At 54.8% G+C, this 13,161-nt stretch carries 12 protein-coding genes; 8 read left to right on the top strand and 4 right to left on the bottom strand.

Translation table 11 applies throughout. The features are described 5' to 3' along the window. Positions 1 to 42 precede the first annotated feature (42 nt). Both C7433_RS00665 and C7433_RS23685 read right to left on the bottom strand, forming a co-directional pair. Entirely contained in the window at positions 43 to 1,953 is a 1,911-nt protein-coding gene (locus C7433_RS00665; protein WP_110267436.1) for an ATP-dependent DNA helicase, read from the bottom strand. Between the two features lie 143 nt (positions 1,954 to 2,096). Beyond that, positions 2,097 to 2,264, bottom strand: coding sequence for a hypothetical protein (locus C7433_RS23685; RefSeq protein WP_006119453.1), 168 nt, complete (start codon positions 2,262 to 2,264; stop codon positions 2,097 to 2,099). A 151-nt stretch (positions 2,265 to 2,415) separates the two neighbouring features. Here C7433_RS23685 and C7433_RS00660 point away from each other — a divergent pair, with 151 nt between their 5' ends. Then, positions 2,416 to 2,760 carry a RidA family protein gene (locus C7433_RS00660; RefSeq protein WP_006119454.1) on the top strand — a complete coding sequence of 115 codons (345 nt, stop codon included), beginning with the start codon at positions 2,416 to 2,418 and terminating at the stop codon, positions 2,758 to 2,760. Positions 2,761 to 2,776: 16 nt separating this feature from the next. Here the strand turns inward: C7433_RS00660 and C7433_RS00655 are convergent, their stop codons facing one another. Further along, complete coding sequence (locus tag C7433_RS00655; protein ID WP_006119456.1) at positions 2,777 to 2,959, bottom strand: YoaH family protein; 183 nt, start codon at positions 2,957 to 2,959, stop codon at positions 2,777 to 2,779. Positions 2,960 to 3,067: 108 nt separating this feature from the next. On the opposite strand from C7433_RS00655, the gene pabB reads away from it, so the two are divergent. The 4 genes from pabB to C7433_RS00635 all read left to right on the top strand — a co-directional run bounded on the left by pabB (position 3,068) and on the right by C7433_RS00635 (position 8,319). Next, positions 3,068 to 4,426: an aminodeoxychorismate synthase component 1 gene (gene pabB, locus C7433_RS00650; RefSeq protein ID WP_110267435.1), complete on the top strand. Its 1,359-nt coding sequence runs from the start codon at positions 3,068 to 3,070 to the stop codon at positions 4,424 to 4,426. After that, positions 4,427 to 4,990 (top strand): CoA pyrophosphatase, encoded by a 564-nt coding sequence (locus C7433_RS00645; RefSeq protein WP_006119458.1) that lies wholly within the window; start codon positions 4,427 to 4,429, stop codon positions 4,988 to 4,990. Positions 4,991 to 5,175: 185 nt separating this feature from the next. After that, positions 5,176 to 6,540, top strand: a complete 1,365-nt coding sequence (locus tag C7433_RS00640) for an L-serine ammonia-lyase (protein ID WP_033741913.1) — start codon at positions 5,176 to 5,178, stop codon at positions 6,538 to 6,540. A gap of 216 nt (positions 6,541 to 6,756) precedes the next feature. Beyond that, positions 6,757 to 8,319 (top strand): EAL domain-containing protein, encoded by a 1,563-nt coding sequence (locus tag C7433_RS00635; RefSeq protein ID WP_033741915.1) that lies wholly within the window; start codon positions 6,757 to 6,759, stop codon positions 8,317 to 8,319. 62 nt (positions 8,320 to 8,381) lie between these two features. On the opposite strand, the gene C7433_RS00630 is transcribed toward C7433_RS00635, so the two are convergent. Then, positions 8,382 to 9,950, bottom strand: coding sequence for a TerC family protein (locus C7433_RS00630; protein WP_054633672.1), 1,569 nt, complete (start codon positions 9,948 to 9,950; stop codon positions 8,382 to 8,384). 501 nt (positions 9,951 to 10,451) lie between these two features. Here C7433_RS00630 and manX point away from each other — a divergent pair. The 3 genes from manX to C7433_RS00615 are packed head-to-tail and all read left to right on the top strand — an operon-like array spanning position 10,452 to position 13,128. After that, entirely contained in the window at positions 10,452 to 11,423 is a 972-nt protein-coding gene (gene manX, locus C7433_RS00625) for a PTS mannose transporter subunit IIAB (RefSeq protein WP_039343077.1), read from the top strand. A gap of 43 nt (positions 11,424 to 11,466) precedes the next feature. After that, positions 11,467 to 12,267, top strand: a complete 801-nt coding sequence (locus C7433_RS00620; protein ID WP_033742216.1) for a PTS mannose/fructose/sorbose transporter subunit IIC — start codon at positions 11,467 to 11,469, stop codon at positions 12,265 to 12,267. Between the two features lie 15 nt (positions 12,268 to 12,282). Continuing rightward, positions 12,283 to 13,128, top strand: coding sequence for a PTS mannose transporter subunit IID (locus C7433_RS00615; protein WP_110267434.1), 846 nt, complete (start codon positions 12,283 to 12,285; stop codon positions 13,126 to 13,128). Positions 13,129 to 13,161 lie beyond the last annotated feature (33 nt).

Here is a 13,161-nt window from a genome sequence, read left to right as displayed (position 1 = left end):
CGACCTCTGAAGATTCAAAACGGCGCGCATCTTAGCACACAATTACGCGCCAGGTTGCTGATGAATAAAGGCAATAGCTTGCGCAAGATCACGCGTGCGTGGTGTGGGCGGCAGACTGCTCAGAAAAAGTGCGCCGTAGGGCCGTGACACCAGCCGCTGGTCGCAGATGACCAGAACGCCGCGGTCGTCCGTATCACGAATCAACCGGCCCACGCCCTGTTTCAGCGTAATCACGGCATCCGGCAGTTGCACATCGCTGAAGGGATCGCCGCCCCGGATGCGGCAATCTTCCATCCGGGCCTTAAGCAGCGGATCCTCTGGCGACGTAAACGGCAGCTTATCGATAATGACCAGCGACAGCGCATCTCCCCGCACATCCACGCCTTCCCAGAAGCTGCTGGTCGCCACCAGCAAGGCATTCCCTTTATCGATAAACTCTTTGAGCAACTGTCCTTTGCTGGTTTCGCCCTGCACCAGCACCGGCAATGTCATGGAGGCCCGGAACTCGGCGGCCAGCTCACGCATCATCAGATGAGAAGTGCATAAAAAGAAGCAGCGGCCTTTGTTCGCCTCGATCAGCGGCTTCATCATTTTTGCCAGCTGACGCGCGCCACCGGGGCGATTGGGCTCAGGCAGATTGCGTGGCACACACAGCAGCGCCTGCCGCGCATAGTCAAACGGGCTGTTGAGAATCAGGTTTTTTGCCTGACTGACGCCAAGTCGCTCGGCAAAGTGATCCATCTTTTCATCTACAGCCAGGGTGGCAGAGGTAAAAATCCAGGCCGCTTTACGGTTATCCATGACCTCGCGGAAACGTTCGGCAACCGACAAAGGCGTCAGCGCCAGCACAAAGTGACGCGATGTACATTCATACCAGTAGCTAAAGCCCGGTTCGCTGATGGCACGAATCCGTTTCAGTCGCGTGCGATAGAGCGCCGCGCGCTCAAAGGCCGCATCCAGCAGGGCAGAACGCCCAAGCGAAAGTTTGATCACGTCGTAACAGAGTTCCAGCGCATCATCCAGCAGCGTAAACATGCGCATGATGTTGTTATCGCTGAGGAGGTCGCGCAGATTGCCGCGGTAGCCCGGTTCTCCCAGCGTCAGGCGAAAGTCCTGGGCACACTGGGCCAGACGGTCAGCGGATTTTTGCAACTGCTGAACGTCCCGCACTTCCGTGCGGTAGGCGATAATGATGTCTTTGGCGAGATCGGCTAACTGACGACTCGACAGCTGCTGACCAAAATACTGACTGGCGATATCCGGCAGTTGGTGCGCTTCATCAAAAATCATGACGTCCGCTTCAGGGATCAGTTCCCCGAATCCGCCCTCTTTTACCACCAGATCGGCCAGGAAAAGATGGTGGTTGACCACGACGACATCGGCGTCCATCGCTTTTTTACGTGCTTTAACGACGAAACAGTCTTTATAAAGGGGGCAGTCGCTGCCCAGACAGTTGTCGTTGGTGCTGGTAACCAGCGGCCAGAGCGGACTGTCTTCGGTGACGCCGGCACAGGTGCTGATATCGCCATCCGGGGTTTGCGAGGCCCAGCTGCGGAGCGTGACAAAATCCGTGAGAGCCTGAACGCTCATATCGGCCCCGGTCGCGGACTGCTGCTCCATACGCTCCAGGCACAGATAGTTTGACCGGCCTTTAAGCAGCGCAGTTTTACCGGTAAACGTAAGCGCTTTCGCAATGGTGGGAAGATCGCGCGCGTAGAGCTGATCCTGCAGGGCTTTTGAGCCCGTTGACACGATCACCTTTTTCTTCGCCCGCAGCGCCGGGGCAAGATAAGCATAGGTTTTACCGGTGCCGGTCCCCGCTTCGACGACCAGTTCCCCCTGATTCTGTACCGCCTCGGTGACCGCCTGCGCCATTTCACGCTGGGCCTCACGCGGTTTAAAGCCCGCAATGCCTTTTGCCAGCGCGCCATCAATTGCAAAATCGTCTGCCACGTACCCTCTCAATTACGGCCGAAAACACTGTATATTATGTCAGCATTGCAGCCCCGAAGGAAATCACAAACGGCAGCATTCTGCATGAAGTCTGCTGACCGGATGCGTTCAGTCAGTCTGACGGGCCAGGCCGCCCGTTATCGTCACGGGCTGATGTAGAGCGCACCCGCAACCAGTATCGCCATCAGGACGACAAGCGTAAAAAAACCGTGTTTTGCGGTACGCGACATACCGACAAACGTGGCGATCACAATAAACAGCAGCGTCAGTGCCCCGAACATTACCCAAAAGAGATAGTGCGTATTGGCCATGCGTTAATCCTGATTGTTCTGAACAAGTAAGCGACGCTTTATACCACTTTTCGCTGACGGTTGCGCGACTGACGGCGACCGTCTTCTGCAAGGGATGACAATCGTACCGGGAATATGTCAGGCTAGGCGTTCAGAAAATCAGGAGAAGAAAATGAGCATTACGCGCGTTGATCCCGAACACCGTATGTCCGAAGCCGTTATTCATAACGACACCATTTATTACACCAGTGTGCCCGAAAACCTCGACGCTGATGCCGAGGCGCAAACGGCTAATGCGTTAGCGGTGATCGATGCCCTGCTGACGCGCGTAGGCAGCGACAAAAGCAAAATCCTTGACGCTACCATTTTTCTGGTCGACAAGGCGGATTTTGCCGCGATGAATCGCGCCTGGGATGCGTGGGTTTCACCCGATAACGCCCCGGTTCGCTGTACGGTCCAGGCCGGGTTGATGAATCCGAAGTATAAAGTTGAAATAAAAATTATCGCGGCCCGCTGATCCCGAGCCCCGGGCGTCAGCCTTCATCGTCCTCTTCGAAGCGCGCCCGGATCATTTCACCTGTATGGCTTTCACGTATCTCCTGTGCCACAACGGTAATCGCTTCACCGCTGGACATCCCTTCGGCCATTAACTGTTGAATGCGCTCTACGGCGCGCTGCTGCTGATCGTGTGAGAGTGCGGGTAATCCTGTCATCATCATTTTCTCCTGTTAAGGGCTGTCATTATTTCATGGGGAACAAACAGGTGCCAGTCAGGGAAAAATATGTCAGTCTAACGGCCTTACTGATGTCAAATTTCGTGCTCAATGATCGTTCAAACTCATAACCTGTGTTATTCGTCCGACGCTATCACCCACTATTTCTCGCGCATTGCGCATTTACCCTGGGCGATGCTGCTTTCGTCCGGCCAGGCCAGTCACAGTGATAACCGTTTTGATATTTTGACGGCGGACCCGCTTACCACCCTGACAACCCGTTGCAGCATAACAGAAATTCAGCAGGGCGATCGCGTTGAAACGCGTACTGACGATCCGCTCTCCTTATTACAACAGGAGTGTGACGCGCTGGGCGCTAAGCCACCGCGTCACCCCGATTTGCCCTTTCAGGGCGGGGCGCTGGGGCTGTTTGGCTATGATCTGGGGCGACGCTTTGAAACGCTGCCCGACACCGCCCTTCACGATCTGACTACGGCAGACATGGCCGTGGGCATCTATAACTGGGCACTGATTGCCGACCATCACCTCGGTAAACTCACCCTGGTCGCCCTGGACGATATCGCCTCGCGCCTTGCCTGGCTGGAAAACTGGCCCGAACGTGACACGGCGGCGTTTTCCCTTACCAGTGACTGGCGGTCAAACCTCAGCATAGACGACTACGCGGAACGTTTTAATAAGGTACAGGCCTATATTCAGGCCGGTGACTGCTATCAGGTCAATCTGGCACAGCGCTTCAGCGCCAGCTATCAGGGGGATGAATGGCGGGCATTTTGTATGCTCAACCAGGCCAATCGCGCCCCGTTCAGCGCATTTTTGCGCCTGCCCGACAGCGCCATTCTGAGCCTGTCTCCCGAGCGCTTCCTGGCACTGGATCAGCAGGTTATCACCACCCGTCCCATCAAGGGTACGCGTCCGCGTGCGGCCGATCCTGAGGCGGATGCGGCCCAGGCTGAAAGTCTGCGCACGGCGGCGAAGGACCGCGCAGAAAACCTGATGATAGTCGACCTGCTGCGCAACGATATCGGTCGGGTCGCCGTCGCGGGCTCCGTGCACGTGCCCGAACTGTTTGTGGTCGAGCCGTTCCCGGCAGTCCATCATCTGGTCAGCACCATTCAGGCCACATTGCCGGATCATCTTCATGCCTGCGATCTGCTGCGTGCCTGTTTTCCCGGCGGCTCGATTACCGGTGCGCCTAAAATTCGCGCCATGGCGATCATTGATGAACTTGAGCCTCACCGCCGCAATGCCTGGTGCGGCAGCATTGGTTATCTCAGTGTCTGCGGCAGAATGGATACCAGCATCACCATTCGTACGCTGATTGCTGAGCGTCAGCATCTTTACTGCGCTGCGGGCGGCGGCCTGGTCGCCGACAGTGATATGGCCTCGGAATATCAGGAAACGCTGGATAAGGTCAGTCGCATTCTGCCTGCACTGAAAAAAGGAGCCTGAATGGCGCTGACGCTGGCTGATTTTCGCACCCGTTTTCTCCTGCAGCAGCCGCTGCATAACGCCCAGCCGCTGTCGGGGCGACATGCCGCTGTGTTAATCCCCGTCGTTGCCCGTCAACAGCCCGGCTTGCTGCTGACGCAACGTTCGCACGCCTTACGTAAACATGCCGGTCAGGTGGCCTTTCCCGGCGGGATGCAGGATCACGACGACAGCTCACTGGTGGCGACAGCGCTGCGAGAAGCGCAGGAGGAAGTGGGCATCGCACCCGATCGGGTTGAGGTGCTCGGCTGCCTGCCTCCGGTGACCAGCAGCACAGGTTTTCAGGTCACACCGGTGGTCGGCATTGTGCCTGCAACCCTCGAATTGCGCCTTAATCCTGACGAGGTTCAGAGCGCCTTCGAAATGCCCCTGACCGAAGCGCTTCGTCTTAGTCGCTACGCCGAACTTGACTATTATCGTGCCGGCATTCGCCACCCGGTGTGGCTTTCCCATTATCAGGGCTATCTGGTGTGGGGAATGACAGCAGGCATTATTCGTGCCCTGAGCCAGCAAATTGCATTTTAGTTGAGGGCGAGCCCATTTCTGCGTCTGAATTCAGCCTTTTGCGCCATGTCACACTATAATTTTTTCTGGTGGAGTTAATTAGTTTATTTCATGCGAAAAGCAGCACGTTTACCCTGCCTCGCCGTTTACTATTAGCGCCATTAACTGCCACGGCAGTCTGCAAGTTTTAGTGAGGAGTGTCACCCATGATTTCGGTTTTTGACATGTTTAAAGTGGGCATCGGCCCATCCAGCTCTCATACGGTCGGTCCGATGAAAGCGGGTAAACAGTTTGTGGAGTTGTTGTCTGAACAAGGCAAGCTGCATGAGGTGACACGCATAGCGGTCGATGTCTATGGTTCCCTGTCGCTGACCGGTAAAGGTCACCATACGGATATAGCGATTATTATGGGCTTAGCCGGCGAATCGCCTGACAGCGTCGATATCGACGCCATCCCCGCGTTTATTAAGGATGTTCAACAACGTGAACGCCTGCCCCTTGCCAAAGGCGCGCATGAAGTCGATTTTCCGCGTGAAGGCGGTATGGTGTTCCGTAGCGAAAATCTCTCCCTGCACGAAAATGGCCTGCGCCTGCTGGCGTTCTCCGGCGACCTGCTGGTGCTGTCTAAAACCTATTACTCTGTCGGCGGCGGCTTTATTGTCGATGAAGAGCATTTTGGTCAGTCGGCCCTGGACGAAGTCACGGTACCCTGGCCCTTCCACTCGGCCAAAGAACTGCTGGCCCACTGTCGCGAGACCGGACTTTCCCTGTCCGGGCTGGTGATGAAAAACGAGCTGGCACTGCACTCACGTGAAGAGATCAATGCATATTTTGCGACCATCTGGCAAACCATGCAGGCCTGTATTGACCGTGGTCTGAATACCGAAGGTGTGCTGCCCGGGCCGTTACGGGTACCGCGCCGGGCGGCGTCACTGCGGCGTTTGCTGATCTCCTCAGCCAAACACTCTAACGATCCGATGGTGGTGATTGACTGGATCAACATGTTTGCGTTGGCGGTTAATGAAGAGAACGCGGCGGGCGGTCGGGTGGTGACCGCACCGACCAACGGAGCCTGCGGTATCGTCCCCGCCGTCCTGGCTTACTATGATCACTTCATTGAACCCGTCACGCCCGACATTTTTATTCGCTATTTCCTCGCCTCCGGTGCCATTGGCATTTTGTATAAAATGAATGCCTCTATTTCCGGCGCGGAAGTCGGTTGTCAGGGGGAAGTCGGCGTTGCCTGCTCAATGGCTGCGGCAGGTCTGGCCGAACTGCTGGGCGCCAGCCCTGAGCAGGTGTGCGTGGCCGCCGAAATCGGGATGGAACATAATCTGGGTTTGACCTGCGATCCGGTTGCCGGCCAGGTTCAGGTGCCCTGTATTGAACGTAACGCAATCGCCTCGGTGAAAGCGATCAACGCGGCACGTATGGCCCTGCGCCGTACCAGCGAACCGCGCGTCTCACTGGATAAGGTCATTGAAACCATGTACGAGACCGGCAAAGACATGAACGCGAAATACCGCGAGACATCACGGGGCGGACTGGCGATAAAAGTTCAATGTGACTAATCATTCAGTCTGTTTATTTTTAAATTGCGCCCGTTAAACAGTGCATTAGCAAGTCCTGCCTGATATAAATATTAACAACGCTAAAGCGACCCGACAGTCGCTTTAGCGCGTTCTTCTCAGCCTTTCATTTTACGCACCGGTCCTAAATTTGCTCCAGGCCGTGCCGATAACAACCCAGCTATATCTATTTTTCTGGTTTTGGGAAGGTGATTCTTGATGTTCATGGCCCAGCAATATGTTGGACAGTACAGACGTAAGCGTTTGCTTATTGCTGTGGTGATTGCTTCTATTGTTCTTACGTTAACGCTGGCTTTGCGCTATTTCGAAGAAAAATCACGGATTCAGCAGCGTGCAATTAGCTTTGCCGATAACGCGATTACGCGTTTTGATCGCATGTTTTCTCCGCTGGATGTGGCAGCCAATAACACGCTGGGTTTAGTGGGCATGCCCTGTGAGGACGCGCGTTTTCCCTTAATCGAAAAGATTGCGTCCTTACAAACCGTGCGGGCGATTCTGCTGGTGAACGATGACTTACTGTACTGCTCCAGTATTTTCGGCTCACGGGATATCACCTTTAGTCAGACCTACCCTGAACTGGCGCTTAACGATAAGCGCATGATCCTGTCTACAGATGACTATCTGCTTAAAGGTTCGCCGGTCTTATTACTCTGGACGCCAACAACGCTGGATAACCGCTCAGGCATCCTGCAGGCCATCAACATTGAACTGATGAGCAGTTATCTGCTGGAACCGCAGTCGCCCTGGGTGGAACGCGCCATCTTTAACGTTAACGGCAAGAGCCTGGAATACGGCAATCCGCTTATTGAGTCGGCGGTCCCTTCGGAAGATGAAGTCACCTATAATGAAGCGTCACTGCGTTATCCCTACACGGTAACGCTTTATGGCCCTTCCCCATCCCGTCTGGCACTGGCCTCGTTGCCTTCTCAGTTGCCGCTGGCGCTAATGCTGAGTTTGTTAATAGGCTATGTCATGTGGCTGGCAACCGCCAACCGCATGAGTCTGAGCTGGCAAATCAGCTATGGCATCACCGCCAGGGAGTTTATTGTTTACTGCCAGCCGCTCATCAATGCCCGAAACGGTCAGTGTGACGGCATTGAAATCCTGCTGCGCTGGCATAACCCGCGCCAGGGCTGGATCCCGCCCGATGTGTTTATTCCGCTGACTGAGCGTCAGAATCTGATTAAGCCTTTAACCCGTTTCGTGTTAAATCGCGTTGTCGAAGCCTTGCCGGATCTGCCTCACAGCCCGGATTTTCACATTGCTGTGAACGTCGCCGCCAGTCATTTTCGTGACCGCGCCATTCTGGAAGATCTGCAAACTATCTGGTGGCCTGCCAATCCGGTGCCAAAGCTGGTCGTCGAGCTTACCGAACGTGATGCGCTGCCGGTGGTCGATCAAACGGTCATTTCACAACTGCATGAGATTGGCGTACGGCTGGCAATTGATGATTTTGGCACAGGCCACAGTTCACTGTCTTACCTGAAGGACCTGCAACCGGACGTGCTGAAGCTGGATAAAATCTTCACCGCCTCGATTGGCACGGATGCGATTAACGCGACCGTAACGGATATGGTGATCTCACTGGCGCAACGGCTGAATATCAGCCTGGTGGCGGAAGGCGTGGAAACCCCGGAGCAGGCTGACTATCTGCGCGACCGCGGCGTGGATCACCTGCAGGGCTACTATTTTGCCCGCCCCATGCCGCTGGAGGATTTCCCCGCGTGGCTACGGCAACATCAACTGACCAGCGACCTGTAGTGCCATGCCTGGGGTAAAAAAAACGCATCACAGTGTGTTGCGTTTTGCGTTTTCCGGGGAGGTTAACCTTCTTCGTCCTCGTCATGCTGCGGATCGCGCGTCACACGAACCAGATCAATGCGGTATTCTGTCGCTTCAATAATTTGGAAGTGAAGCGGCGCGATATCAATGACGTCACCCGGCTTCGGTAATTGTCCTTTCTGAGCAATCAGCAACCCTGCCAGTGACGCATGATCGTCGTCCGGTTTCACCAGCTCATGAAAATCAAGCAGCTGCTGGAGCGAGTGGAGATCGGTTCCCCCCTTCACTAACCAGCCGTCGCCGTCCATGATGATATCCGGCGTTTCGTCTTCATCCGGGAATTCACCTGCTATCGCTTCCAGCACATCCAGCGGGGTAATCAGGCCCTGTACCACACCAAACTCGTTGGTGACGATCACAAAGCTCCCTTTGGCACGACGCAGTACCCCCAGCAGGTTAATCGGATCGAGCGTTTCCGGCACCACGATAATCGGCGTGTTTGCCGCAAAGGTGGCAACATCCACACCATGATCCAGTGCGACCAGCAGCTCTTTGGCCCTGACAACGCCGATAATCTCGTCCAGTTCTCCCCGGCAGACCGGGAACAGGCTGTGCGGCGTGTCCAGCAACTGGATACGAATCTCGTCTACCGGACGACTGGCATCCACCCAGGAGATATCGCCACGCGGCGTCATGATGCTGCGAATTGAACGGGAAGCCAGCGTCAGTACGCCGTTAATCATATAGCGCTCTTCATCCTTAAAGGCTTCCTGTGGGATCGCGACGGCTGTCGCCTGCTCTTCAGGGCTGGCCGGGGCCGTCTGTACCCGGTTGCGGCCCCCCATCAGGCGCAAAATGGCCTCAGCGGTACGCTCACGCATAGGACGATGCGACTGATGGCGAAGAAAGTTGCGACGCGCAATCTGGTTAAACAGCTCGATCAGGATAGAGAAACCAATCGCCGCATACAGATAGCCTTTAGGAATATGGAAGCCAAACCCTTCCGCCACCAGCGACAGACCGATCATCAGCAGGAAACTGAGACACAGGACAACGACCGTAGGATGGGCGTTAACAAATTTTGTTAACGGTTTAGAGGCCAGCAACATCACAATCATGGCGATCACTACCGCCGTCATCATGACCGGCAGGTTATTCACCATCCCCACGGCCGTAATCACCGCATCCAGTGAGAAGACCGCATCAAGTATGACGATCTGTGCCACAACGGCCCAGAAGCTGGCATAGCTGCGGTTGCCGCTGTTTTCCAGCTGACGGTTTTCCAGCCGCTCATGCAGTTCCATCGTGGCTTTAAAGAGCAGGAAGATCCCGCCCGCCAGCAAAATAAGATCGCGTCCGGCGAAACTAAACCCGCCTACGCTAAACAGCGGGCGCGTCAGTGTGACCATCCAGGAGATCAGCGACAGCAGGCCCAGACGCATAACCAGCGCCAGCGAGAGGCCAATCAAACGCGCTTTATCGCGCTGCTTCGGCGGTAACTTATCGGCCAGGATGGCAATAAATACCAGGTTATCAATGCCGAGCACAATCTCGAGCACGATGAGCGTGAGCAATCCCGCCCAGATTGAGGGGTCGAACAGAAATTCCATTAGTGACTCCTGAAAAAGGATGTGATTACGCTAAAACGTACCAGCGTCTGATGACGTGACGATGAGCAAGGTGTAAAAGCAAAGAAAACGCGGTCTGGCGTAAATTGACGCGCTGAGGAGCGCAAAGACAAGGTTAAGCAACGTCGGTGACGGTCCATAAGGGTGGGCTGATGCCCATTACTCCTGAATAATTAACAGATCGCTAATGTATCAGTTCGGTCAACAAGGTCAAAAAATTTTCTTATTTTTACATTCTGTCATCACTTCGTTTATGCGCCATTAAAACGTAATTTCACGCTTTTATGCTGTAAATAGCCAACCGACATCACAAAATTTATTTTTTCGGTCACTAAAATAAATCCGGCATGCACGTAGTGAGTTGGTTATCCCTGCAATGTGGATATCGGGCCGGCAGGCTCAATAAAGAAGTCAGCATTGTTAACGCGATAATTCTTAACGGTTCCTCACCTTATGGAATCAACAAGCGAACGGAGGTAGCACGTGACCATTGCTCTGATCATTGGTACACACGGCTGGGCAGCAGAACAGCTGCTTAAAACGGCAGAGATGCTTTTAGGCGAACAGGAAAACGTCAAATGGATTGATTTTGTACCGGGCGAAAATGCAGAAACGCTGATTGAAAAATATCAGGCAAAGCTGGCCGAACTGGATACCTCAAAGGGGGTGCTTTTTCTGGTAGATACCTGGGGCGGAAGTCCTTTTAATGCGGCAAGTCGGCTGGTCATGGATCACGACAGCTATGAGGTCGTGGCCGGGGTGAATATTCCCATGTTAGTGGAAACCCTGATGGCGCGGGATGACAATCCAACCTTCGATGAGCTGGTGGCGATTGCGGTTGAAACTGGCCGTGAAGGCGTCAAAGCGCTGAAAGCCCAACCTGAAGTCAAACCCGCGCCCGTTGCTGCCGCACCGACTCCACCTCCCACCCCTGCCGCTGTCAGACCCCTCTCGCCTGACGAACACATGATTATCTGCCTGGCCCGTATTGATGACCGCCTGATTCATGGCCAGGTCGCCACACGCTGGACCAAAGAGACCAATGTCAGCCGCATCATTGTCGTCAGTGATGAGGTGGCAAACGACAATGTGCGCAAGACACTCTTAACCCAGGTCGCGCCGCCGGGCGTGACCGCGCACGTGGTTGGCGTCGATAAAATGGTGCGCGTCTGGAATAACCCCAAATATGCCCGTGAGCGCGTCATGCTGCTGTTCACCAATCCCACCGATGTCTTGCGGGTTGTGGAACAGGGCGTCGATATCAAAAGCGTCAACATTGGCGGCATGGCCTTCCGGCAGGGCAAAACGCAGGTCAACAATGCCGTGTCCGTTGATGAGAAAGATATCGCCGCGTTCCAAAAGCTCAATGAGCGCAATATCGAGCTTGAGGTACGCAAGGTTTCAGGTGATCCCAAACTGAAAATGATGGATCTGATAGCCAAAGTAGGCGCTTAACGGGCCAGCACTCTTTTCTATCCTGTAGAGGACACGAAGTATGATGGAAATAACCACACTTCAAATTATTTTGATCTTTATTATCGCCTGTATTGCCGGTATGGGATCCATCCTGGATGAGTTCCAGTTTCACCGCCCTCTGGTGGCCTGTACCCTGATTGGGATCGTACTGGGGGACATGAAGACAGGCATCATCATCGGCGGAACGCTGGAGATGATTGCACTGGGCTGGATGAACATTGGCGCGGCGGTCGCCCCTGATGCGGCGCTGGCGTCCATTATCTCCACCATTCTGGTCATTGCAGGTGGGCAAAGCGTCGGCGCCGGTATCGCGCTGGCTATTCCCCTCGCCGCCGCCGGCCAGGTGCTGACCATTATCGTGCGCACGTTGACCGTGGCATTCCAGCATGCGGCGGACAAAGCCGCAGAGAAAGGCAATCTTACGGCCATTTCGTGGATCCATGTCTCCGCCCTGCTGCTTCAGGCCATGCGCATCGCCATTCCTGCGTTGATCGTTGCGATTTCGGTTGGCACGGACGCGGTGCACTCTCTGCTCAGTTCGATTCCTGAAGTCGTGACGAACGGACTCAACATTGCGGGCGGCATGATTGTGGTAGTGGGTTACGCCATGGTCATCAATATGATGCGGGCCGGTTACCTGATGCCGTTCTTCTATCTCGGTTTCGTGACGGCGGCTTTCACCAGTTTCAACCTGGTGGCGCTGGGGGTGATTGGCGTGGTGATGGCCGTGCTTTATATCCAGCTCAGTCCGAAATATAACCGTACCGCCGGTGCGCCTGCGGCCTCGCCGTCAGCTAACGATCTTGACAACGAACTCGATTAAGGAACAGGTGACAACATGGTTGATATAACAAAAGTCGAAAAGAAACTGACGCCAGGCGATGTCCGTGCTGTTTTTGTACGCTCAAACCTGTTCCAGGGTTCCTGGAACTTCGAACGTATGCAGGCGCTGGGATTCTGTTTTTCTATGGTGCCGGTGATTCGCCGTCTCTATCCTGAAAACAACGATGACCGCAAGCAGGCGATAAAACGTCACCTTGAGTTCTTTAACACACATCCTTATGTTGCGGCCCCGGTCCTGGGCGTGACCATGGCGATGGAAGAGCAGCGCGCCAATGGTGCCGCAATTGATGATGGTGCAATAAACGGCATCAAAGTGGGCCTGATGGGGCCGCTGGCTGGCGTAGGTGACCCGATTTTCTGGGGAACGGTTCGTCCGGTGTTTGCCGCCCTGGGTGCGGGCATCGCAATGAGCGGCAGTTTGCTCGGTCCATTGCTGTTCTTCATCCTGTTTAACCTGGCCCGTCTGCTCACCCGTTATTACGGTGTGGCCTACGGTTACCGTAAAGGGATTGATATCGTCAGCGATATGGGCGGTGGCTTCCTGCAAAAACTGACCGAAGGTGCCTCTATCCTTGGGCTGTTTGTCATGGGCGCGCTAGTCAATAAGTGGACGCACGTCAATATTCCGCTGGTGGTGTCACGCATTACCGACCAGACCGGCAAGACCACAGTCACTACCGTCCAGTCGATTCTGGATCAGTTAATGCCCGGCATCATCCCGCTCCTGTTGACCTTTGCCTGTATGTGGCTGCTGCGGCGTAAGGTCAATGCCCTGTGGATCATCGTTGGTTTCTTTGCTATCGGTATCTTCGGCTACTGGATCGGCCTGCTTGGGCTGTAATCCTGACGCAATCGGGAGCAAGGCTCCCGATTT

Origin of the sequence: Pantoea sp. PNA 03-3 (assembly GCF_003201175.1) — a bacterium.
GTDB lineage: Bacteria > Pseudomonadota > Gammaproteobacteria > Enterobacterales > Enterobacteriaceae > Pantoea > Pantoea stewartii.
This window is presented reverse-complemented; position numbering and strand designations above follow the sequence as displayed.